Annotated in this window: 21 protein-coding genes; 4 read left to right on the top strand and 17 right to left on the bottom strand. The window is 56.1% G+C overall.

The window, feature by feature from the left end:
• From ftsQ to leuO, 17 genes are all read right to left on the bottom strand, one after another.
• The gene (gene ftsQ, locus ES815_RS13485; protein ID WP_142488236.1) at positions 1–837 is read right to left on the bottom strand and encodes a cell division protein FtsQ; all 837 of its coding nucleotides are present in this window, start codon (positions 835–837) and stop codon (positions 1–3) included.
• Between the two features lies 1 nt (position 838).
• Positions 839–1759 (bottom strand): D-alanine--D-alanine ligase, encoded by a 921-nt coding sequence (locus ES815_RS13480; RefSeq protein ID WP_142488235.1) that lies wholly within the window; start codon positions 1757–1759, stop codon positions 839–841.
• Positions 1752–3227: a UDP-N-acetylmuramate--L-alanine ligase gene (gene murC / locus ES815_RS13475; RefSeq protein WP_142488234.1), complete on the bottom strand. Its 1476-nt coding sequence runs from the start codon at positions 3225–3227 to the stop codon at positions 1752–1754. The genes ES815_RS13480 and murC overlap by 8 nt, the downstream gene beginning before the upstream one ends.
• Positions 3228–3286: 59 nt before the next feature.
• Positions 3287–4351: an undecaprenyldiphospho-muramoylpentapeptide beta-N-acetylglucosaminyltransferase gene (gene murG, locus ES815_RS13470; RefSeq protein ID WP_142488233.1), complete on the bottom strand. Its 1065-nt coding sequence runs from the start codon at positions 4349–4351 to the stop codon at positions 3287–3289.
• Entirely contained in the window at positions 4348–5592 is a 1245-nt protein-coding gene (gene ftsW / locus ES815_RS13465; RefSeq protein ID WP_142488232.1) for a cell division protein FtsW, read from the bottom strand. Before ftsW ends, murG begins: the two co-directional genes overlap by 4 nt.
• Positions 5592–6908 carry a UDP-N-acetylmuramoyl-L-alanine--D-glutamate ligase gene (gene murD, locus ES815_RS13460; RefSeq protein ID WP_142488231.1) on the bottom strand — a complete coding sequence of 439 codons (1317 nt, stop codon included), beginning with the start codon at positions 6906–6908 and terminating at the stop codon, positions 5592–5594. The genes ftsW and murD overlap by 1 nt, the downstream gene beginning before the upstream one ends.
• A 2-nt stretch (positions 6909–6910) precedes the next feature.
• Entirely contained in the window at positions 6911–7993 is a 1083-nt protein-coding gene (gene mraY / locus ES815_RS13455; protein WP_142488230.1) for a phospho-N-acetylmuramoyl-pentapeptide-transferase, read from the bottom strand.
• Positions 7987–9342, bottom strand: a complete 1356-nt coding sequence (gene murF, locus ES815_RS13450; protein WP_142488229.1) for a UDP-N-acetylmuramoyl-tripeptide--D-alanyl-D-alanine ligase — start codon at positions 9340–9342, stop codon at positions 7987–7989. The genes mraY and murF overlap by 7 nt, the downstream gene beginning before the upstream one ends.
• On the bottom strand, positions 9339–10826 hold the full coding sequence (gene murE / locus ES815_RS13445; protein ID WP_142488228.1) for a UDP-N-acetylmuramoyl-L-alanyl-D-glutamate--2,6-diaminopimelate ligase: 1488 nt from the start codon (positions 10824–10826) through the stop codon (positions 9339–9341). Before murE ends, murF begins: the two co-directional genes overlap by 4 nt.
• On the bottom strand, positions 10813–12579 hold the full coding sequence (locus ES815_RS13440) for a peptidoglycan glycosyltransferase FtsI (RefSeq protein ID WP_032616530.1): 1767 nt from the start codon (positions 12577–12579) through the stop codon (positions 10813–10815). The genes murE and ES815_RS13440 overlap by 14 nt, the downstream gene beginning before the upstream one ends.
• Positions 12580–12594: 15 nt before the next feature.
• Entirely contained in the window at positions 12595–12960 is a 366-nt protein-coding gene (ftsL, locus tag ES815_RS13435) for a cell division protein FtsL (protein ID WP_142488227.1), read from the bottom strand.
• A complete protein-coding gene (gene rsmH / locus ES815_RS13430) occupies positions 12957–13898 on the bottom strand; it encodes a 16S rRNA (cytosine(1402)-N(4))-methyltransferase RsmH (protein ID WP_142488226.1) in 942 nt (313 codons plus the stop codon). Before rsmH ends, ftsL begins: the two co-directional genes overlap by 4 nt.
• 2 nt (positions 13899–13900) lie before the next feature.
• Positions 13901–14359 (bottom strand): division/cell wall cluster transcriptional repressor MraZ, encoded by a 459-nt coding sequence (gene mraZ / locus ES815_RS13425; protein WP_103178262.1) that lies wholly within the window; start codon positions 14357–14359, stop codon positions 13901–13903.
• Positions 14360–14957: 598 nt separating this feature from the next.
• Complete coding sequence (cra, locus tag ES815_RS13420; protein ID WP_142488225.1) at positions 14958–15962, bottom strand: catabolite repressor/activator; 1005 nt, start codon at positions 15960–15962, stop codon at positions 14958–14960.
• 178 nt (positions 15963–16140) lie between these two features.
• Positions 16141–16632 carry an acetolactate synthase small subunit gene (gene ilvN / locus ES815_RS13415; protein WP_032616525.1) on the bottom strand — a complete coding sequence of 164 codons (492 nt, stop codon included), beginning with the start codon at positions 16630–16632 and terminating at the stop codon, positions 16141–16143.
• A gap of 1 nt (position 16633) precedes the next feature.
• The gene (ilvI, locus tag ES815_RS13410; RefSeq protein ID WP_142488224.1) at positions 16634–18358 is read right to left on the bottom strand and encodes an acetolactate synthase 3 large subunit; all 1725 of its coding nucleotides are present in this window, start codon (positions 18356–18358) and stop codon (positions 16634–16636) included.
• A gap of 386 nt (positions 18359–18744) precedes the next feature.
• Positions 18745–19689, bottom strand: coding sequence for a transcriptional regulator LeuO (gene leuO / locus ES815_RS13405; protein ID WP_142488223.1), 945 nt, complete (start codon positions 19687–19689; stop codon positions 18745–18747).
• A 635-nt stretch (positions 19690–20324) separates the two neighbouring features.
• On the opposite strand from leuO, the gene leuL reads away from it, so the two are divergent.
• The 4 genes from leuL (at position 20325) to leuC (ending at position 24570) form a co-directional block, all read left to right on the top strand.
• Positions 20325–20411: a leu operon leader peptide gene (leuL, locus tag ES815_RS24155; RefSeq protein WP_142490058.1), complete on the top strand. Its 87-nt coding sequence runs from the start codon at positions 20325–20327 to the stop codon at positions 20409–20411.
• A 93-nt stretch (positions 20412–20504) separates the two neighbouring features.
• Entirely contained in the window at positions 20505–22076 is a 1572-nt protein-coding gene (leuA, locus tag ES815_RS13395) for a 2-isopropylmalate synthase (protein ID WP_142488222.1), read from the top strand.
• Positions 22076–23167, top strand: coding sequence for a 3-isopropylmalate dehydrogenase (leuB, locus tag ES815_RS13390; protein ID WP_142488221.1), 1092 nt, complete (start codon positions 22076–22078; stop codon positions 23165–23167). Before leuA ends, leuB begins: the two co-directional genes overlap by 1 nt.
• 2 nt (positions 23168–23169) lie before the next feature.
• Entirely contained in the window at positions 23170–24570 is a 1401-nt protein-coding gene (gene leuC / locus ES815_RS13385; protein WP_142488220.1) for a 3-isopropylmalate dehydratase large subunit, read from the top strand.
• The last annotated feature ends 4 nt before the right edge of the window (positions 24571–24574 follow it).

The following is a 24574-nucleotide window of genomic DNA, read 5'->3' as shown; positions in this document are numbered from 1 at the left end:
TTATTCTGCCTGTACCTGAGCCTGATTCTGTTGCTGATTAGGTTCCTCAACCGGCGCCGGGCTCCACCCGACCGATGCGCCTGAGTCATAGCGCAAATCAACGTAGCTAATCCTTTTGCCTTCAGCCTGCGCCTGTTGCTGCAGAACGGGATAAAGTTCTACAAAACGGGCCAGACGCTTCATCGTGTCACCCCGGCCAAGATTCAGCTTAATGTCGTTCGTCAGCGTCAACTGCCAGGAACGACGCGCCGTCATCGCGGCTTGTTTCAGGGTAAAACGATCTTTAGCCAGCACCTGCCCCATGTTACGGAAGCCTTCCAGCACTTCGTTTTCGCTGCCTTCCGGACCATACAACATGGGTAAATTTTGCTTGCTGACACGATCGGCCGGGACGCTGAAAGAAATACCATCTACGTCAACCATATGCTGATCATTCCAACGCGCAATGGGTACATATTCAACCAGATGAATCTTCAATTCATCCGGCCACTGCTTTCTGACGCTCGCCTGTTTAATCCATGGCAAACGCTCAATCTGGCTCTGGATAATATTCACGTCCTGCGTCATGAAGGTGCCGGGCGATCCTAATGCCAGAATCGACTGCCGGATATCATCATTACGCGTGTAGTGACGGTCACCCGTTACCACCAGTTTCGACAGAGGCAGACGTTGTGCATCTTCCATCCAGCCGAGCACCATCCAGCCGCTGACAAACACCGTACACAGCACGGCAAGCAGGAAGGTAATCCCTGCAAGACGCGTTCCATTACTCCGCCGTGAAGAGGAATACTCTTCTTCTTCGTCACGGTTTCGCGTGTTCAGCGCAGCCTGAGACATATCAGCCCGCCTGGTCCAGAATGCGAACCACTAACTGCGAGAAGCTCATCCCTGCCTGGCGCGCTGCCATTGGCACCAGGCTATGACTGGTCATACCCGGTGAAGTATTGGCTTCCAGCAGATAAAACTGTCCATCGCTATCCTGCATCACGTCGATTCTTCCCCAGCCACGGCAGCCAAGTACTTGCCAGGCTTTAAGCACCAGAGCGTTTAAAATGGCCTCACGCTCCGCTTCCAGACCACTTGGGCAGAAATATTGCGTCTCATCAGAGAGATACTTCGCCTCATAATCATAGAAGGTTCCGGCTGGTTGGATACGAATTGACGGTAAAATTTCTTCACCAAGCATCGCAACGGTAAATTCCGGTCCGCTTAGCCATTTTTCAATCAGAACTTCTTCATCATGTTGAAATGCCAGCGCTAATGCAGATGATATATCGCCTGCTTCGTCAACTTTAGACATTCCTACGCTTGAGCCTTCGCGGCTCGGCTTAACGATTACCGGTAATCCCAGCGCAGCGATACGATCCGCGACGCTGGCGTCAAGACCCTGCTCAAATTCACGACGGGTCAGTGCCACCCACGGCGCAACCGGTAAACCAGCCCCTTGCCACAGCAGTTTGCTGCGCAGCTTATCCATGGAGATGGCCGAAGCCATCACGCCACTGCCGGTATAAGGCAGGCCGATGATGTCCAGCAAGCCCTGCAGCGTACCGTCTTCACCACCGCGACCGTGCAGCGCGATAAAGACTTTAGCAAAACCCATCTCTTTCAGGCGCGTCACGTCAGTCTCTTTCGGATCGACCTGGTGCGCATTAACGCCGCCTTCGCGAAGCCCTGCCAGTACCGCAGCACCGGAATTCAGAGAAACTTCGCGCTCAGCAGAGGTACCGCCAGACAGGACCGCAATCTTATCAGCCATGACGCTCTTCCTCCGAAATTTGCGGCGTAAGTTTGATTTCAGCCAGCGTACGGGCGATCTTGCCGATATTTCCGGCACCCTGCACCAGAATCAAATCATTGCCGGTCAACACCGGAGCAAGCATCGCTGCCGCCTGGGCATGATCGGAGACCAGAATCGGGTCGATCTTGCCGCGACCACGAATGGTGCGACACAAAGAACGACTGTCTGCCCCCGGAATCGCCGCTTCACCCGCCGAGTAAACATCCAACATCAGCAGGGCATCAACCTGTGACAGCACGTTAGCGAAATCGTCGTACAGGTCACGCGTACGGGTATAACGGTGTGGCTGGAACAGCATAACCAGATTTTTATCCGGCCAGCCCGCGCGCGCCGCTTTGATCGTTGCATCCACTTCGGTCGGGTGATGACCGTAGTCATCAACCAGCATCGCGGTCCCGCTTTTCCCGTTCACGTTTTCCAGCGGGAACTCGCCAAGAAAATCGAAACGACGGCCGGTTCCCTGGAAGCTTTCCAGCGCCCGCAGAATGGCCTCGTCTTCAATACCCTCTTCTGTTGCTACCGCAACGGCGGCCGCGGCGTTCAGGGCGTTGTGACGGCCTGGCGCATTAAGGGTCACCTGCAGCAGCTCTTTGTCCTGACGCGCCAGGGTGAAATGCCCCTGCGCACCGATCTGTTTGTAATTTTCCACACGGACGTCGGCATCTTCGCTGAAACCGTAGGTGGTGATCTGACGACCGACACGCGGCAGCAGCTCGCGGATCACCGCATCGTCAACACACATCACCGCCCGTCCATAAAACGGCAGATTGTGGAGAAAGTTTATAAATGTTTGCTTTAAATTTTCGAAGTCGCCCTGGTAAGTATCCATATGGTCGGCTTCGATGTTGGTGACAATCGCCACCATCGGTTGCAGATGCAGGAAGGACGCGTCACTTTCATCTGCTTCGGCAATCAGATAACGGCTGTTGCCGAGGCGCGCGTGCACCCCTGCAGCTTTCACCAGGCCGCCGTTAACGAAGGTCGGATCGAGGCCCGCTTCGGCATAAATGCTGGAGACCATAGCCGTGGTGGTGGTTTTACCGTGAGTCCCGGCAATGGCGATGCCGTGACGAAAACGCATCAGCTCGGCCAGCATCTCCGCGCGGCGGATCACCGGGATACGCGCTTCGTGTGCGGCAACGATTTCCGGGTTGTCGGCAGAGATGGCGCTGGAGACCACGACCACGCTGGCATCAAGGACGTTTTCCGGGCGATGGTTAAAATAGATGGTCGCGCCAAGCGACGCCAACTGTTGCGTAACAGGGTTCGGCGCCAGATCGGAACCGCTGATCTGGTAGCCTTCATTCGCCAGCACTTCGGCAATACCGCCCATACCGGCGCCGCCGATGCCAACAAAGTGAATGTGCCGGACGCGACGCATCTCGGGCACGATTGAACGCAGTTTCGCCAGTTGTTGTGTATTCATTCTCTAAACGCCATCGACTACTTCAAAAAATTCGTGCAACGCAACACGCGCTGCGAGGGTTAAACCTGGGCTGCCAGGCTCACTTCTTTCGCCACCCGTTCCGTTGCATCCGGGATCGCTGCGGCACGTGCGTGCTGCGCCATCTCCAGTAATGTCTCCCGGTTCCAGCCCGCCAGGGTGGTGGCGACCGCGTCTGCGGTAAACTGCGGCTGTTCAAAAATTTTCGCGGCGCCGGCTTTCTCAAGCGGCAACGCATTCCAGTACTGCTGACGATCTTTGTGCTGGAACGGCACAAACAGCGCCGGTAAGCCTGCGGCGGCAATTTCGCTCACCGTCAGCGCGCCGGAGCGGCAGACCACGACATCGGCCCAGGCATACGCCGCCGCCATGTCGTCGATAAATTCAGTGACTTTATGCTGCGGCTGGCCCGCGTCGGCATACGCCTGCTCCACCGTCTGCTGACCGCCCTTCCCGCTTTGATGCCAGATGGTCACCGCGTCGCCGAGCTTCGCCGCCACCTGCGGCAGCGTCTGGTTCAGAATGCGCGCCCCCTGAGAGCCACCCACCACCAGCACGCGCACCGGGCCTTCGCGCCCGATAAGGCGCTCCTGCGGCAACGGCAGCGCCAGCACATCTACACGCACCGGGTTACCCACCACATCCGCGTTCGGAAACGCGCCAGGGAAGGCCTGCATCACTTTACTGGCGATGCGGGAGAGCCACTTGTTGGTCAGACCCGCAATGCCGTTCTGCTCGTGCAGCACAACCGGGATACCCAGCGACCATGCCGCCAGCCCGCCAGGACCAGAGACATACCCCCCCATCCCCAGCACTACGTCCGGCTTAAAGCGCTTCATGATCGCCCGCGCCTGACGCCAGGCGTTAAAAATACGCACCGGCGCCAGCAGCAGGGCTTTAACACCCTTGCCGCGCAGGCCGGAGATATGGATAAAGTCGATCTCAATCCCGTGCTTCGGCACCAGATCGGCCTCCATGCGGTCTGCGGTTCCCAGCCAGCGTACCTGCCAGCCCTGATCCATTAAATGGTGCGCAACCGCCAGTCCCGGGAACACATGTCCACCAGTACCGCCCGCCATCACCATTAACCGCTTCGGTTGATTCATCGTGAACCTCGTGTAAACGCCTGGGCATTTTCCAGACGCGTTTCATAATCTATGCGCAGCAAAAACATAATGGCGGTCGACATGATCAGCAGACTCGAACCACCGTAACTGATTAACGGCAACGTCAGACCTTTGGTTGGCAGCATACCTGCTGCGGCACCGACGTTGACTAAAGCCTGAAAACTGAACCAGATACCGATTGAACAGGCTAAAAAACCCGAGAACCGGTGGTCGATAACCAGTGCTTTCCGGCCGATCGACATCGCACGGAAAGCGACGAAGAATACCATTAAAAGTGCCAATACCACACCGATATAACCCAGTTCTTCCCCGATGATGGAGAAGATGAAGTCGGTGTGCGCCTCGGGTAAATACTCCAGTTTTTGCACTGAGTTCCCCAGGCCCTGGCCCCACACTTCACCGCGGCCAAATGCCATCAGTGACTGGGTCAGCTGATAGCCGCTGCCGAAGGGATCTTCCCAAGGGTTCCAGAAAGAGGTTACACGGCGGATACGGTACGGCTCGGCAAGGATCAGCAGCACCACTGCTGAAATCCCCATCCCGATGATGGCGATGAACTGCCAGAGTTTCGCCCCCGCCAGGAACAGCATCGCAAGGGTGGTGACGAACAGCACCACCACGGTACCGAGGTCAGGCTGGGCCAGCAGCAGAACCGCCAGCACCAGGATTACGCCCATCGGTTTTAAGAAGCCGCGCAGGTTGTTACGGACTTCATCCACCTTACGCACCAGATAGTTGGCGAGATAGCAGAACAGCGACAGCTTGGTGAATTCTGCAGGCTGAATACGCAGCGGACCAAAGGCAATCCAGCGCGATGCCCCGTTCACCGAGCTCCCGACCACCAGTACAATCAGCAGCATAGCGATCGAGGCGATCAGCATGGCGGTACTGTGCCGCTGCCAGAAGGCCATCGGCAGACGTAGCGTTACCATCGCCAGACAGAACGCCAGAATGATGTACAGCCCGTCACGCTTGGCAAACAGGAAGGGATCGTTAGCCAGACGCTGTCCGACAGGCATCGAGGCCGAGGTGACCATAATAAAGCCAATCGCCGCCAGCCCCAGCGTGAGCCAGAGCAGCATGCGGTCGTACATCACCAGGCTATCGGAATCTTTGTCCCGGGAGCCCATGACCCAGCCTTTTAACGCCGACGAGATCCACACCAGGATGCCAAATCCTGGCAGGCGCGGCATTCTCAGGCGAGGGAGAGAGAAGCGCATCAGCCTAACTCCTTCGCCAGGCGGGTGAAGAGATCGCCACGCTGCTCGAAATTCTTGAACTGATCGAGACTGGCACAGGCCGGAGAAAGCAGCACCATGTCACCGGGCTTCACGCGCGGAGCAATCAGCCGCATCGCCTGCTCCATGGTGTCGGTTTGCTCAGCGATCTCCGGACGCAGCGCCGCCAGTTCGGCACCATCTCTGCCAAAGCAGTAAAGATGCACGTTATCACCGCTGAGATACTGTTTCAGCGAAGAGAAATCGGCAGATTTGCCGTCGCCGCCCAGCAGCAGATGCAGGGTACCGTCAACGTGCAGGCCATTCAGCGCCGCTTCGGTACTGCCGACGTTGGTGGCTTTTGAATCATTGATCCACCGTACGCCGTTATGCTCCAGCGCCAGCTGGAAACGATGCGCCAGGCCGCTGAAGGTGGTCAGGGCTTTCAGGCTGGTGGCGCGCGGCAGACCGGCGGCATCCGCCAGCGCCAGTGCGGCAAGCGCATTGGTGTAGTTATGCTGACCCGTCAGGTGCATCTCTTTTACGTTCAGCACCTTCTCACCCTTCGCCCGCAGCCAGGTTTCGCCCTGCTGACGGTTCAGGTGATAGTCGCCCATGTTGATGCCAAAGCTCACGCAGCGCTCGTCCGCCCCGCGTACCGGCATGGTCAGCGCATCATCGGCATTCACCACGCAGACGCGGGCATTTTCATAGATACGCAGCTTGGCGGCACGGTACTGCTGCAGACCAAACGGATAGCGATCCATATGATCTTCGGTGACGTTGAGGATGGTTGCCGCCACCGCCTGCAGGCTTGAGGTGGTTTCCAGCTGGAAGCTGGAGAGCTCAAGGATATACAGCTCGCGGGCCGCATCGAGCAGCATCAATGCCGGCAGACCGATATTACCGCCTACGCCTGCATTAACCCCTGCCGCTTTCGCCATTTCACCGACCAGGCTGGTGACGGTACTTTTCCCGTTGGAACCAGTAATAGCAACGATCGGCGCCTGAGCCTCACGGCAGAACAGTTCGATATCGCCGACAATCTCGACGCCCGCGTCCGCCGCGGCGCTCAATGCCGGGTGGGCCAGGGCGATGCCCGGGCTGGCGACAATCAGATCGGCGGTATTGAGCCACTCTTCATTCAGACCACCAAGGTGGCGTTCGACCTGCTCCGGCAGTTTATCCAGACCAGGCGGAGAGACACGCGTATCCATCACCCGAGGCGTAACGCCCCGCGCGAGGAAAAAGTCCACGCAGGAGAGGCCGGTTAAGCCTAACCCGATGATAACGACTTTTTTACCCTGGTAATCTGCCATGATTAACGTACCTTCAGCGTTGCCAGGCCAATCAGCACCAGCATCAGCGAAATAATCCAGAAGCGCACGATAACGCGCGGTTCCGGCCAGCCTTTCAGTTCATAGTGGTGATGGATTGGCGCCATCCGGAAGATGCGCTGTCCGCGCAGCTTGAAGGAGCCTACCTGCAGGATCACCGACAGGGTTTCAACCACAAATACACCGCCCATGATCACCAGCAGGAACTCCTGACGCAGCAATACGGCAATAATGCCCAGCGCGCCGCCCAGTGCCAGTGAACCGACGTCACCCATAAAGACCTGCGCCGGGTAAGTGTTAAACCACAGGAAGCCTAAGCCCGCGCCGACAATCGCCGTACAGACGATCACCAGCTCACCGGCGTGGCGCAGGTACGGGATGTGCAGGTAGCTGGCGAAGTTCATGTTACCGGTCGCCCATGCCACCAGCGCAAAGCCGCCGGCAACAAAGACGGTTGGCATAATGGCCAGGCCGTCCAGGCCGTCGGTCAGATTCACCGCATTGCCGGTCCCGACAATCACGAAATAGGCCAGCAGGATGTAGAAGATGCCCAGTTGCGGCATCACATCTTTAAAGAACGGTACTACCAGCTCGGTCGCCGGGGTGTCTTTACCCACCAGATAGAGCGCAAACGCGACGCCCAGCGCAATCACCGACATCCAGAAATACTTCCAGCGGGCGATGAGCCCTTTAGTGTCTTTACGCACCACTTTGCGGTAGTCATCGACAAAACCGATGATGCCATAGCCCACCAGCACAACCAGTACGCACCAGACATACGGGTTTGACGGGTAAGCCCACAGCAGCACAGACACCACAATCGCGGTGAGGATCATAATGCCGCCCATGGTTGGCGTGCCGCGCTTACTGAAGTGTGATTCCGGACCGTCGTTACGCACAACCTGGCCGAAAGAGAGTTTTTGCAGACGGGCAATCATGCGCGGGCCCATCCACAAGGAGATGAACAACGCAGTCAGCAGGCTGACGATGGCGCGAAACGTCAAATAGGAAAAGACGTTAAAGCCGGAATAATATTTGACCAAATGCTCGGCCAGCCAAACTAACATGTCCCATTCTCCTGTAAAGCGTGCACAACCTCTTCCATGGCGGCACTGCGTGAACCTTTCACTAAAACTGTCACAATTTGTTGTTCTTCAACCAGGGCCTTAAGGCGGGCGATCAACGCCGCTTTATCGGCAAAATGCTCTCCGACGCCGCTGGCCTGGCTGATATTTTTACTGAGATGACCGGCGCTTAACACGCGATCGATACCGGAGGCTTTCGCCGCTTCACCCACCTGGAGATGACAGGCTTCGCTCTCATCGCCCAGTTCGGCCATATCGCCCACCACCATCACGCGATAACCCGGCATCTCTGACAGCACCTGTACCGCAGCGGTCATGGAGCCGACATTAGCGTTATAGGAGTCATCCAACAGCAGTTTGTTTTCCGCCAGCGGGATCGGGAACAGGCGTCCGGGGACAGCTTTCAGGTTTGCCAGCCCGGTTTTGATCGCCGACAGTGGTGCGCCAACGGCCATCGCCAGCGCGGTGGCGGCCAGGGCATTGGCAATATTGTGACGACCCGGCAGCGGCAGCAGTACATCCACATCACCCGTTGGGGTCTGCAGCGTAAATTCGGTGCCGTGGGAGGTCACATGAACGTTGGTGGCGGTGAAGTCGCTATTGGCAGCATTCGGTGAGAAGCGCCAGGTTTTGCGGTCCCCGATGACGCTTTTCCAGTTCAGCCAGTCGTTGTTGTCGGCATTCATGATAGCGATGCCGTTGACCGGCAGGCCGGTGTAGATCTCGCCCTTCGCTTTCGCCACACCTTCCAGCGAGCCAAAACCTTCGAGATGCGCCGCGGCAAGGTTATTCACCAGCGCCGCTTCCGGCTGCGTCAGGCTCACGGTCCAGGCGATTTCGCCCTGGTGATTAGCACCCAGTTCGATCACTGCATATTCATGCTCGCGATTCAGACGCAGGAGCGTCATCGGCACGCCGATATCGTTATTCAGATTGCCTGCGGTATAAAGCGTGTTGCCACACTGGCTGAGGATCGCAGCGGTCATCTCCTTAACGGAGGTTTTACCGGACGAGCCGGTCAGCGCCACAATGCGCGTCGGAACCTGCTGGCGAACCCATGCTGCCAGCTCACCAAAGGCCAGGCGGGTATCTTTTACCACCGCCTGCGGCAGGTCGATATCCAGTTTACGGCTCACCAGCAGCGCACCCGCGCCTGCTGCTTTCGCCTGCCCGGCAAAGTCGTGCGCATCGAAACGCTCACCCTTCAGCGCCACAAAAAGGCAGCCGGGGGTGATTTTACGCGTGTCGGTGGTGACCGCATCGAAGGTCAGCTCGCCGCTGACGTCAGCGCCCAGGATAGTGGCCAGCTGGCTTAGCGTTACGCTAATCATGCCACCACTCCCAGCAGACGCGCCGCGGTCACACGGTCGGAGTAGTCCAGACGGTTGGTGCCGACGATCTGATAATCTTCATGGCCTTTACCGGCCAGCAGCACCACGTCGTTCTCACCGGCCTGCATAATGGCGTTGGTCACCGCTTCGGCGCGCCCCTCCACAACGCGGGCACGCCCGGCATCGAGCATCCCGGCCAGAATGTCGTTGATAATGGCGCTCGGCTCTTCGGTACGCGGGTTGTCATCTGTTACCACGGCGATATCGGCGAACTGCTCGGCAATGGCACCCATCAGCGGGCGTTTGCCTTTGTCGCGATCGCCGCCGCAGCCAAAGACGCACCACAGCTTACCGGCACAGTGCAGGCGAGCCGCTTCCAGCGCTTTCTCCAGCGCATCCGGCGTGTGGGCGTAATCCACCACCACGGTAGGTTTGCCTGGGGCGGTGAACACTTCCATCCGTCCGCAAACCGGTTGCAGACGCGCGGAGGTGCTGAGCAGATCCGCCAGGGGATAACCCAGCGCCAGCAAGGTGGCGAGAGCCAGCAGCAGGTTGCTGACGTTGAACGCCCCCATCAGACGGCTTTCGATTTCGCCCTCACCCCAGCTCGATGCAAAACGGATAGTCGCACCGCTGTCGTGATAGATAACCTCGGTGGCTTTCAACCAGCGGCCGTGGCAGTTCGGATTGATATGGTCGGCCATGGAGACCGCTACGGCATCCGGCAGCTTAGCCAGCCAACGGCGGCCTACTTCGTCATCGGCATTAATGATCGCCTGACCGAAGTGGTGCGTGGCATACAGCTGCCATTTCGCCGCTTCGTAGTTGTCCATGTCGCCATGGTAGTCGAGATGGTCCCGGCTCAGGTTAGTGAACACGGAGGCGGCAAATTTCAGCGCCGCGACACGGTGCTGGACCAGCCCGTGAGAAGAGACTTCCATTGCCGCGAAGGTTGCGCCCTGCCCGGCCAGACCGGCCAGTACATGCTGCACGTCGACGGCGGAGCCGGTAGTGTTTTCCGTTGGGTTCACTTTGCCCAGCAGGCCGTTACCCACGGTGCCCATTACCGCGCTGGTTTCACCCAGCAGCTGCGCCCACTGCGCCATCAGCTGCGTGGTGGTGGTTTTACCGTTGGTGCCGGTTACGCCAACCAGGCGCAACTGGTCTGAAGGTTCGTTATAAAAACGCCCCGCCAGCGCGGAGAGACGTTCGGTTAACTGGCTGAGATAGATGACCGGCACGCCGTGCATTTCACGGATTTCACCATCCGCGGCTTCATCTTTTGCCTCAGCAATAATGGCAGCTACACCTTGCGCTATCGCCTGCGGGATATACCGACGCCCGTCCGCCTGATGACCTACTACTGCCACAAAAAGATCGCCCGAGGCAGCCACACGGCTGTCGAGTACCATCTCTCGCAGTACTCGCGCAGGTAAACCTGATACCCACGGAGCAAGAAGGTCGCGCAAATTACGATCTGCCACCTGTTCCCTCGCCTTGATTAATTACAAATTCACTTTTCTCGCCCGTTGTCAGCGCATCCGGCTCGATGTTCATGGTGCGCAACACGCCGCCCATGATGGCACCGAAGACCGGCGCGGAAACGGCGCCACCGTAGTATTTACCCGCCTGTGGATCGTTGATAACTACCACCAGCGCAAAACGCGGATTGCTTGCAGGCGCCACGCCTGCGGTGTAAGCAATGTATTTATTGATGTAGCGGCCATCTGGCCCGACTTTTTTCGCGGTACCGGTTTTAATCGCAATGCGATAGCCTTTGATCGCCGCCTTCACGCCGCCGCCGCCGGGCAGGGCCACGCTTTCCATCATGTGCACGACGGTGCGGACGATCGATTCCGGGAAGATACGCTCACCGGGCACCGGCGGATCGACTTTTGTGATCGACAGCGGGCGATAGACGCCATAGCTGCCAATCGTTGCATAGACACGCGCTAACTGTAACGGCGTTACCATTAGCCCGTAGCCGAAAGAGAAGGTGGCCCTCTCTATGTCAGACCACCGTTGTTTTTGAGGATATAAGCCACTGCGTTCTCCGACCAACCCCAAATTGGTCGCCTTTCCGAGTCCAAAACGTGAGTAAGTTTCTACCAACGCTGAGGACGGCATCGCTAACGCCAGCTTAGAAACGCCGACGTTACTCGACTTCTGTAGAACCCCGGTGAGGGTCAATTCGCTGTAACGTGCCACGTCTTTAATTTCGTGGCCGTTGATTCGGTAAGGCACCGTGTTGAGCACGGTATTTTCATTGACGATGCCGCGCTGCAGGGCCGTCATCACCACCATCGGTTTAACCGTTGATCCCGGCTCGAAGACGTCGGTGATCGACCGGTTACGCATAGCGTCTTTGGCCGTTCCGGCAAAGTTATTCGGGTTATACGAAGGACTGCTGGCCATCGCCAGCACTTCACCGGTGCTGACGTCCACCAGTACCGCGCTGCCCGATTCCGCCTTGTTAAAGGCCACGGCGTTGTTCAGCTCACGATAGACCAGCGCCTGTAGACGCTCGTCAATGCTCAGCGCCAGGTTATGCGCCGCCTGGCTGTCGGTTGAAGAGATATCTTCAATGACGCGGCCATAACGGTCTTTACGCACCACACGCTCGCCCGGCTGGCCGGTCAGCCATTTATCGAAGCTCTTCTCAACGCCTTCAATGCCCTGGCTATCGACGTTGGTAAAGCCGATAAGGTGCGCGGTCACTTCCCCGGACGGGTAGTAGCGACGCGACTCTTCGCGCAGATGAATGCCGGGCAGCTTCAGCTTTTTGATGTAGTCGGCCATGTCAGGGTTAACCTGACGCGCCAGATAGATAAAGCGCCCTTTCGGGTTGGCATTGACGCGGGCTGCAAGCTGATCGAGAGGCATTTTCAGCGCGTCAGAGAGGGCTTTCCAGCGGTTATCGAGGGAGATCCCGCCAGCGTCATGCAGCTCTTTAGGATCCGCCCAGATCGCTTTCACCGGCACGCTGACCGCCAGTGGGCGACCGGAACGGTCGGTGATCAGCCCACGCGAGGTCGAGACCTCCTGCACGCGCAGGGAACGCATGTCGCCCTGACGCACCAGCATATCGGGAGCAATGATTTGCAGCCACGCCACACGTCCCAGCAGGAAACCCAGCGCCAGTAAAATACAGCCGCAAAGCAACGCAAAACGCCAGCTGATAAAGCTGGCCTGTTCTTCCTGACGTTTTGGTTTTAGCGCCTTCGCCGCCGATTTCATGCGTCGCGTTTTCCCTTATTTTTGTACTACGATATTTTCCTGAGAAGGATCAACATGCTGCATCTGCAGCTTTTCCGTTGCGATCCGTTCAACCCGGCTATGATCGCCGAGCGCATTTTCTTCGAGGATCAAATTTCGCCACTCGATATCCAGCGCATCACGCTCCAGCACCAGCTGTTCGCGCTGCGCCGTTAACAAACGGGTATGGTGCGCGGTGGTCACCACGGTGACCGCCGACACGATAATGCAAATGAAGAGGCACAGTGGCAGCTTGCCGAAACGCAGCAGGTCGTCCCAGATGACGCCCGGCAAAGCATGACGCTCGGTGCTGCCTAACGTCTCTTTCACCTTGCTGAGGGTGTCTGCCACTCTGCCGATCATGCACTGGTCCTTTCTGCGATGCGCAGCACTGAACTACGGGCGCGCGGGTTCTCTTCCACTTCCGCTTCGCCCGGCATTAACTTACCTAAGGCGCGCAGCTGACGGCCGCCCAGTTTTTTGAGCTGTTCTTCCGTCATCGGTAGCCCCGCTGGCACCTGCGGACCGCGGCTTTGCTCGCGCATAAAGCGCTTCACAATGCGGTCTTCCAGCGAGTGGAAGCTGATCACCGACAAACGGCCACCCGGGGCCAACACGCCAAGCGAGCTTTTCAGCGCCTGCTCGATCTCGTCGAGCTCGCTGTTCACCCAGATACGAATTGCCTGGAAGGTGCGGGTCGCCGGGTGTTTGTACTTGTCCTTCACCGGCGTTGCCGCGGCGATCACTTCCGCCAGCTCTTTGGTGCGGGTCATGGGTTCGATGCGGTTACGCTCAACGATGGCGCGGGCAATACGTTTGCCAAAGCGCTCTTCTCCGAAGGTTTTGATTACCCAAGCGATATCCGCTTCTTCTGCCGTTTGCAGCCACTCGGCGGCGGACTGGCCGCGCGTCGGATCCATACGCATATCCAGCGGGCCATCGCGCATAAAGGAGAAGCCGCGTTCAGCATCGTCAAGCTGCGGTGAGGAGACGCCAAGATCGAGGAGGATCCCGTCAATCTTACCGGTTAAATCGCGCTCGCTGACGTATTCAGCCAGCGCGGAGAAAGGTCCATGTACGATGGAAAAGCGTGAGTCATCGATGGTTTTCGCCACGGCGATAGCCTGCGGATCGCGATCGATTGCCAGCAAACGGCCGTCCGCGCCCAGTTGGGAGAGGATCAAACGTGAGTGGCCACCCCGGCCAAAAGTGCCATCAATATAGATGCCATCAGGACGAATATTCAGGCCGTTGACGGCCTCATCCAGTAGCACCGTCGTATGTTTATAATTTTCCATCATATTTATAGAGACAAATCCTGCAATCGTTCCGACAATGTTGCGGAATCGGACTGCTCAGCGTCGATATCTTCCTTGACCCGTTGATACCAGGCCGTTTCATCCCACAGTTCAAACTTATTGAACTGTCCGACCAGCATCACTTCTTTTGTCAGACCGGCATGCTGCCGCAGCACGGGCGCAATCAATAAACGCCCCGCGCTGTCCATCTGACATTCACTGGCATGTCCCAATAACAGCCGCTGCACGCGGCGTTCCTGCGGGTTCATGCTCGACAGTCGAGACAGCTTTTGCTCAATGATTTCCCATTCAGGCAAGGGGTAAAGCAACAGGCAGGCGTGGTTGATGTCAATGGTGCAGACCATTTGACCAGAAGCGCTCTCGTTCAGCTGGTCGCGATATCGGGTTGGTACCGACAAACGCCCTTTGCTGTCGAGATTGACTAACGTCGCTCCACGGAACATGCCAGTCTCACCCCTCCTCACCACTTTAACCCACAAATTCCCACTTAAGGGAGTTTACGGAGCGATGGAAAAGCTTGTCAAGCCAGGACTTCCGCGACATCTGTCTAAATGTCACTGATTTACGAATGGAAGTTAACCCGACTATTAACTGCACAACTGGCGCGGCAAAATTAACGTGATGAATATTTGTGAGAAAAAACGCGAATATGCATACCCGCCTTAAAAACCACTCATATCATCGCAGGGAAATATAAAGTGTCAGTTTGCGACGCGGGCGGCATTTTAAGCCATATTGCGGGGGGATAACAGCGCCAGATTCACTGCGGGCGCGAACCCGCTGGCGGGCAGGGGTATGCTGACAAATCCTGAAGGAAAAATGGCTGATAATTCAGCACTGGCGATCGGTTATGTAACAAAATAATACAATTCCCTGCACTTATGATAATAAAATAAGCATGAAACGAAGTTTTAAACAGTAAAGGGAATTAAAAAGCGTAGCAGGCAAAGATTTTAAAGGAATTATCTTAAAAAGACTGTGGGAATTAATACGTTGATTGCGGATAAGAAATTCAGGGCAGCTTCCGCTGCCCTGACGTCATTACGCGCGGCTTAAGATTCCGCGACGATAAAGATTACGACGGATGCGCGTGAGCCCCGGTTTCGGCTTACGCGGCTCATCGAGGCTCGCCAGCACAATTTCCAGCACCCGCTCGGCCACGTCGCGATGACGCTGCGCAACGGCCAGCACCGGGCACTGCAGGAAATCGAGCAGCTCATGATCGCCAAAAGTGGCAATCGCCAGATCGGACGGCAGCTTTCCTTCACGACGCAGCGTCACGTCCATGACCCCCTGCAACAGCGCAAACGAGGTGGTGAACAGGGCCTGCGGCATCGGATGCGTCTCCAGCCACTTTTCGAACAGTTGGGCCGAGGCTTCACGCTCATAGCTGTTGGCATAGAGGTAGTCGACTTCACGAGGATCGTCTTTCCAGGCAGTGCGGAACCCCTGCTCGCGCAGGAAACTCACGGAGAGTTCAGGCAGTGCCCCCAGGTAAAGGACGTTTTCTGCCGGGAATGTGCGCAGCTCTGCCGCCAGCATTTCAGCATCGTCCTGATCCGCACCCACCACGCTGGTGAAATGCTCGCGGTCTAACGCACGGTCGAGGGCGACAATCGGAAACGCATCATTGGCCCAACGCTGATAGAAAGGATGCTCAGGGGGTAACGAGGTAGAAACGATAATGGCATCAACCTGGCGTTGCAGCAGATGCTCAATGCAGCGCATCTCATTATCGGGCTGGTCTTCCGAACAGGCGATCAGCAGTTGATAGCCGCGCTGACGAGCCTGGCGCTCCAGGTAGTTTGCGATCCGGGTGTAGCTGGTGTTTTCCAGATCCGGGATCACCAGACCGATCGAACGGGTGCGCCCGGCACGTAAACCGGCCGCGACGGCGTTCGGATGGTAGTTATGTTCTCGAACCACTGCCATGACTTTCTCAACGGTTTTATCGCTGACACGATACTGCTTCGCTTTACCGTTAATCACATAGCTTGCCGTCGTTCGCGACACACCGGCTAGCCTGGCGATTTCATCCAGTTTCACAATTGCCCCTTAAAAAAAGAAAAGAGTCCATGACCTCGTCAGGGTTATGGCTAAATCTTGTAACATCTAAGCGCAGAATAGCCTGTCCGGCAACCGCTTTTGTCGGTACAGCGACATCGGCGCACAAAAAAAAGCCCGGTCATTCATACCGGGCAAGCTAGAGGCGAACCTTTTATGCTTAACGCATCACTTTGTCACCGCGGGAAAGTCCCACGACGCCTGAACGCGCCACTTCAACAATTTTGGCGACATCCCGCACCGAGGCGAGGAAGGCGTCCAGTTTATCACTGGTGCCGGCCAGCTGAACGGTATAGATAGAGGGAGTGACGTCAATGATCTGCCCGCGGAAAATGTCCGCATTGCGTTTCACCTCTTCCCGCCCGTAACCGGTGGCCTGAATTTTTACCAGCATGATCTCACGTTCAACGTAAGCCCCCTGCCCCAGCTCGCTGACGCGTAACACATCAACCAGTTTGTGCAGTTGCTTTTCGATCTGCTCCAGCACCTTTGCATCCCCAACCGTCTGGATGGTCATGCGGGAGAGTGTGGGATCGTCCGTCGGGGCGACCGTCAGGCTTTCGATGTTATAGCCACGCTGTGCGAAGAGCCCAATTACGCGCGACAGCGCGCCGGACTCGTTTTCCAGTAATACAGATAATATCCGGCGCATATCAGGTTCTCTCCGTTTTGCTTAACCACATTTCATCCATACCGCCGCCGCGAATATGCATCGGATAGACATGCTCGGTGCCATCAACCACGACATCGACAAACACCAGGCGGTTATTGTTGACGTGCTCAAGGGCTTCGCTGAGCTTTGCTTCCAGCTGTGCCGGATCGCTGATGCGCATGCCAATATGTCCGTAGGCTTCGGCCAGACGGACAAAATCAGGCAGTGACTTCATATACGATTGTGAATGGCGGCCGGAATAGATCATGTCCTGCCACTGCTTCACCATGCCCAGATAACCGTTATTCAGGTTGAGCACCAGCACCGGCAGGTCGTACTGCAGTGCGGTGGAGAGTTCCTGAATGTTCATCTGAATACTGCCATCGCCGGTCACGCAGACCACCGTTTCATTCGGTAACGCCAGCTTCACGCCAAGCGCGGCTGGCAGGCCAAAGCCCATGGTGCCGAGACCGCCGGAATTGATCCAACGGCGTGGCTTATCAAACGGGTAGTAAAGGGCAGCAAACATCTGGTGCTGACCCACATCCGAGGTCACGTACGCCTCGCCTTTTGTCAGTCGCCAGATGGTTTCAATTACCGCCTGTGGCTTGATGCTCTCGCTTTGGGTGTCATATTTCAGACACTGACGCGCGCGCCACTGCTCAATCTGCAGCCACCAGTCGCGGATCTCATCGAGCGGCTGAACATTGCTCTCCAGCGCCAGTAGCTCCAGCATCTGTTCCAGGACCTGACGCGCGTCGCCAACAATAGGCACATCTGCCGGGACGGTTTTGGAAATTGAGGTCGGATCGATGTCAATGTGCAGCACCGTGGCATCAGGACAATACTTCGCCAGGTTGTTGGTTGTGCGATCGTCAAAGCGCACCCCCACGGCAAAAATGACGTCGGAATTGTGCATCGTCATATTGGCTTCGTAGGTGCCGTGCATGCCGAGCATGCCGAGCGCCTGACGGTGGGTGGCCGGAAAAGCCCCTAAGCCCATTAATGAAGAGGCCACCGGCAGATTCAGTTTTTCGATAAGCGCGCGCAGCTGCGTTTCGCACTTCGCGTTCACCGCTCCGCCGCCGACATACACCACCGGTTTTTTAGCGGCGATCAGGGTTTGCAACGCGCGTTTGATCTGGCCCTTATGCCCCTGAGTGGTGGGGTTGTAAGAGCGCATGCTGACCGACTCCGGCCAGACGTAAGGCAGTTTGTTCGCCGGATTGAGAATATCTTTAGGCAGGTCAACCACCACCGGACCCGGACGCCCGCTCGCGGCCAGCCAGAAGGCTTTCTTCAATACGCCGGGAATATCCTCTGTCTGTTTGACCAGAAAACTGTGTTTCACCACCGGACGGGAGATGCCGACCATATCGCACTCCTGAAAGGCATCGTAGCCAATCAGCGATGTCGCCACCTGACCGGAAAGCACCACCATCGGAATGGAGTCCATGTACGCAGTGGCGATACCCGTAATGGCGTTGGTCGCGCCCGGGCCGGATGTCACCAGCACCACGCCAACCTCCCCTGTCGCGCGCGCCAGTCCGTCGGCCATATGTACGGCAGCTTGCTCATGACGCACCAGAACGTGATCGATACCGCCAACGGTATGTAGCGCATCGTAAATATCGAGGACCGCGCCCCCGGGGTAACCGAACACTTGCTTCACGCCCTGATCGATTAACGATCGGACGACCATTTCGGCGCCAGATAACATCTCCATGATTAGCCTCCAGGCTTATCGTTTCAGACGGACAGGAGAAATATGCACTGAGCCGTCTTTTTTGTCAGGGTCACCCCTGGCGTTTTTTTATTGTGCAGAGTGACAGTTACCATAACCGCTCGCCGGAAGGCAGGCAATTAGCAAACCTGCGCGGGCACATAAAGGCGAAAGAAGAATTATGAGGTATTAATATTTGTTATGGATAAATCAACTACGATAACGAAGAGCCGTGAGCATTCATCATTTAAAAAGGGAAAGGTGCAGTAATTCATGCAATTTTACGGCCCGGAAGCGGCAGTGAAAAAAACATCAACAGAATAAAATTTCAGTAATAAAAAGAAAGTCAGGATAAATAACAACAACCGTGCGATTTATCCTGAGGTTGATTAGCGGCGGCAGACGCTCACCAGCAGCTCTTCCATCCACTGATGGCCTTTATCGCGCCCGGCAGCTTCGTGCCAGGAGAGATAGCACGTACGCGAGTTAAGATTCAAAGGTAACGGTAATATCCGTAGATTCAGCGGCTCGGCAAATTCTTCCACCAGCCAGCGCGGCGCGATAGCAACCAGCTGCGTTTGCGAAACGATATTTAATACGCTGACCATTGCCATCCCCTGATACGCTACGCAGGCCTGTTTATCCGGAGTGTCGTACCACGGTTGGCTAAAGGAAGCGTAGCGATCGAGGGCGACAACGGCATGCTGTTCGCGATAAATATCGCTCTCCAGCAGTGTGCCATGCAGGCGTGGGTGTGTTTTGCTGGTTACCAGCACCATTTCATCTTTGAATAACGGCACGCAGGAAAATTCCGGCCGGCGGAACTCTTCATAGCCAATGACAAACTCGGTTTCCTGATAACGCAGCTGATGTTCCGTATTCTGGTTAAGTGAAGACTTAAACACCAGGTGTATATTAGGTGCGACCTGTTCAACCTTATTATAAATAAGCGAGGTCAGGTAATTATCGAGAGGGCTGCAAACGCACAAATGGAAAATACGCTCGCTGCTGGAGGAATCAAACCCTGACCCCGGCAGTTCATTCTGCACGAGCTGCAAGGCCTGACGCACCGATGCAAACAGCTGAAATGCACGCGCCGTAGGCTGGATCCCGCGGCCATAGCGCACAAACAATTCATCGTTAAACATTACCTTGAGCCTGGCAACGGCATTACTGACGGCGGGCTGTGACATCCCCAGCGACTGGGCGGCGCGCGTGATATTTTGCTCCTGCATCACCGCATCAAATACCGTTAACAGATTCAGATCCACCGTACGGAGCTGTGGTTTTGCCCCATCGAATGCTGCCGGTTTTTCAATTTTTTCTTCAGACATATCCTGCTCCACTGTCACGCTAAACTCCCTTTACTCGTCAGCAACAATCATTTTTAAAAATATGATTTATCACGCATATAAAAAAAGAAAAAGAGAAATGTTACAAATTAGGAATATATAAATACCCGTCAGCCGTGACAGGGGTACGGAATAAAATATAAAAACATGTTCAGATAAGGAAAAAGCATATCCACAAGCTAATAATTCGAATGAAACCATAAATCACACAAATAAACAACATGGTGTTTAGTTAAGGATTATTTAAGTTTTAATGAAATATTAATAGCAACTTAATTTAAAACTTTAACACTTTATTATCACTAACATTACCTTCGCATACTTTATGCGCTTAGCATCAGGCTAAGATAATGAAAGTTAACGCATTCAAAAGGCCGCTCTATTGTTTCTAAAGTTTGAACAATTGCAATCAAGTATATTCAAATAATTCTGTCGATGTATTCAGCATCATCCTACAGACGAACAAAATTGTCAGAAAGGGAAAAACCAGCACAATAAGCTAATTTCGTGAATGGCGGTCGGAAGGGCAAATGACGGTTTTCACCTCACAGGGGTTGACATCAAACCCTGTATCCAGTACCACTAAAAGCATATCTTATTTATCTGGGGCATGATTCATGATTCGCAGCATTCGTTTCACCGGTCTACTACTACTAAACGCATCCACTGTGCGCGGTAGACTGGCGGGCGAAATTCAGCATTGAATCGTTCTCTGGTTAAGACAAAAAACCCGCGCCACTGCGCGGGTTTTTTTATGCTCGTAGCAAGGCGCCCAAATTCAGACAAGGACCTAACCCATGAGCCAGCAAGTCATTATTTTCGATACGACCTTACGTGATGGTGAACAGGCATTACAGGCAAGCCTGAGCGTGAAAGAGAAATTGCAGATTGCTCTGGCCCTTGAACGTATGGGCGTAGACGTAATGGAGGTAGGCTTCCCGGTCTCTTCTCCGGGTGATTTTGAATCCGTTCAGACCATTGCCCGTACCATCAAAAACAGCCGTGTATGCGCTCTGGCGCGCTGCGTCGAGAAAGACATTGATGTGGCGGCTGAGTCGCTGAAAGTGGCTGAAGCCTTCCGCATTCATACCTTTATTGCTACCTCGCCAATGCATATCGCCACCAAGCTGCGCAGTACGCTGGATGAGGTGATTGAGCGCTCCATCTATATGGTGAAACGCGCCCGTAACTATACCGACGACGTTGAGTTCTCCTGTGAAGACGCAGGCCGTACGCCGATTGAAGATTTGGCCCGCGTGGTTGAAGCGGCCATCCGTGCCGGCGCCACCACCATCAATATTCCTGACACCGTCGGCTACACCATGCCGTTCGAGTTCTCCAATATCATTTCCGGGCTGTATGAGCGCGTGCCGAACATTGATAAAGCGATTATCTCCGTTCACACCCATGACGATTTAGGCCTGGCGGTCGGTAACGCCATCGCGGCCGTCCATGCCGGCGCGCGTCAGGTTGAAGGCGCCATGAACGGTATCGGTGAGCGCGCAGGCAACTGTTCGCTGGAAGAAGTGATTATGGCGATCAAGGTACGCAAAGACATCATGAACGTGCAGACCCGCATTAATCACCACGAAATCTGGCGCACCAGCCAGACCGTCAGCCAGATCTGCAACATGCCGGTTCCTGCGAACAAAGCCATTGTCGGCACCGGCGCCTTCGCCCACTCCTCCGGTATCCACCAGGACGGCGTGCTGAAGAACCGCGAAAACTACGAGATCATGACCCCGGAATCCATCGGTCTGAACCAGGTGCAGTTGAACCTGACCTCCCGCTCTGGCCGTGCCGCGGTAAAACACCGCATGGAAGAGATGGGTTATAAAGAGACCGACTACAACATGGATCACCTCTACGACGCCTTCCTGAAGCTGGCCGATAAGAAAGGTCAGGTCTTCGATTACGATCTGGAAGCGCTGGCGTTTATCAACAAGCAGCAGGAAGAGCCAGAGCATTTCCGTCTGGACTACTTCAGCGTGCAGTCAGGTTCAAGCGATATCGCCACCGCCTCCGTCAAGCTGGCCTGTGGCGACGAGATCAAAGCCGAAGCCGCCAACGGCAACGGTCCGGTCGATGCTATCTACCAGGCGATTAACCGCGTTACCGAGTACGACGTTGAACTGGTGAAGTATGACCTGACGGCTAAGGGCCAGGGCAAAAACGCGCTGGGCCAGGTCGATATCGTGGTCAATTATAACGGCCGACGCTTCCACGGCGTGGGCCTGGCGACCGATATCGTCGAGTCCTCCGCCAAAGCGATGGTTCACGTGCTGAACAATATCTGGCGCGCCGCGGAAGTGGAAAAAGAGTTGCAACGCAAAGCTCAGAATAAAGAGAACAATAAGGAAACCGTGTAATGTCGAAGAATTACCATATTGCTGTGTTACCGGGCGACGGAATTGGCCCCGAAGTTATGGCACAGGCGCTGAAGGTTCTGGAAGCTATCCGCACCCGTTTTGCGATGAAGATTACCACCAGCCACTACGATGTTGGCGGTATCGCAATTGATAATCACGGCACGCCGTTGCCGCAGGCGACCGTGACCGGCTGTGAGAATGCCGACGCGGTGCTGTTTGGCTCCGTGGGTGGCCCGAAATGGGAACACCTGCCGCCGGCCGAACAGCCAGAGCGCGGCGCGCTGCTGCCGTTACGTAAACATTTCAAACTGTTCAGTAACCTGCGTCCGGCGAAGCTGTACCAGGGACTGGAAGAGTTCTGTCCGCTGCGCGCCGACATCGCGGCGAACGGTTTCGACATTCTGTGTGTCCGCGAGCTGACTGGCGGCATCTACTTTGGTCAGCCGAAAGGCCGCGAAGGCAGTGGTCAGCACGAAAAAGCCTTTGATACCGAGGTCTATCACCGTTTTGAGATCGAACGAATCGCCCGTATCGCGTTCGAATCTGCCCGCAAGCGCGGCCATAAAGTGACCTCGATCGATAAAGCGAACGTGCTGCAATCCTCGATCCTGTGGCGTGAAATCGCCAACGAAATCGCCCGGGAATACCCGGACGTGCAGCTGTCGCATATGTATATCGACAATGCCACCATGCAGCTGATTAAAGATCCGTCCCAGTTCGACGTGCTGCTGTGCTCCAACCTGTTCGGTGACATTCTCTCTGACGAGTGCGCGATGATCACCGGCTCGATGGGGATGTTGCCATCCGCCAGCCTGAATGAAGAAGGGTTTGGCCTGTACGAACCGGCAGGCGGTTCAGCACCGGATATCGCGGGCAAGAACATTGCTAACCCGATTGCGCAGATCCTGTCCCTCGCGCTGTTGCTGCGCTACAGCCTGGATGCCAACGACGCGGCGACGGCGATTGAAAACGCCATTAACCGTGCGCTGGAAGAAGGCATTCGCACCGGTGATTTGGCCCGTGGCGCTGCTGCTGTTACTACCGATGAAATGGGTGACATCATCGCCCGCTATGTTGCTGAAGGGGTGTAATCATGGCGAAGACGTTGTACGAAAAGTTGTTTGATGCGCACGTAGTCTTCGAAGCGCCAAACGAAACCCCACTGCTCTATATTGACCGTCATCTGGTGCACGAAGTGACCTCACCGCAGGCGTTTGACGGCCTGCGCGCGCACCATCGCCCGGTGCGTCAGCCAGGCAAAACCTTTGCGACGATGGACCATAACGTCTCGACGCAGACCAAAGACATCAACGCCTCCGGTGAGATGGCGCGCATTCAGATGCAGGAGCTGATTAAGAACTGCAACGAGTTTGGCGTTGAACTGTACGATCTGAACCACCCGTATCAGGGCATTGTCCACGTGATGGGCCCAGAGCAGGGCATCACCCTGCCGGGGATGACCATCGTCTGCGGTGACTCCCACACCGCTACCCACGGTGCCTTTGGTGCACTGGCGTTCGGGATCGGCACCTCAGAAGTAGAACACGTGCTGGCGACGCAGACCCTGAAGCAGGGCCGCGCGAAGACCATGAAAATTGAAGTTACTGGCCAGGCCGCACCGGGCATCACCGCCAAAGACATCGTGCTGGCGATCATCGGTAAAACCGGCAGCGCCGGCGGCACCGGCCATGTGGTGGAGTTCTGCGGCAGCGCGATCCAGGCCCTGAGCATGGAAGGTCGTATGACCCTCTGCAACATGGCCATTGAGATGGGCGCAAAAGCCGGTCTGGTTGCCCCGGATGAGATCACCTTCGCGTATGTGAAGGATCGTCTGCATGCCCCGAAAGGCCAGCACTACGACGATGCGGTCGCTTACTGGAAAACCCTGAAAACGGACGAAGGCGCGCAGTTTGACACCGTGGTGACCCTGCAGGCCGAAGCTATCGCGCCGCAGGTGACCTGGGGGACTAACCCGGGCCAGGTGATCTCCGTTAACGACAGTATTCCTGACCCGGCCTCGTTCGCCGATCCGGTTGAGCGCGCCAGCGCAGAGAAGGCGCTGGCCTATATGGGCCTGAAACCGGGCGTGCCTTTGACCGACGTGGCGATTGATAAAGTGTTTATCGGCTCCTGCACCAACTCACGTATCGAAGATTTGCGCGCGGCGGCAGAAGTGGCGAAAGGCCGTAAAGTGGCCCCGGGCGTGCAGGCGCTGGTGGTGCCAGGTTCCGGCCCGGTAAAAGCGCAGGCGGAGGCCGAAGGTCTGGATAAGATTTTCATTGAAGCAGGCTTTGAATGGCGTCTGCCAGGCTGCTCCATGTGTCTGGCCATGAATAACGATCGCCTGAATCCGGGCGAGCGTTGCGCCTCTACCAGCAACCGTAACTTTGAAGGTCGTCAAGGGCGCGGCGGGCGCACACACCTGGTCAGCCCGGCGATGGCCGCGGCAGCCGCAGTGACCGGCCATTTCGCCGATATTCGCAGCCTGAAATAAGGAG

The organism is Leclercia adecarboxylata, from assembly GCF_006874705.1.
In the GTDB taxonomy this organism is placed as follows: Bacteria; Pseudomonadota; Gammaproteobacteria; order Enterobacterales; family Enterobacteriaceae; genus Enterobacter; species Enterobacter adecarboxylatus_C.
This window is presented reverse-complemented; position numbering and strand designations above follow the sequence as displayed.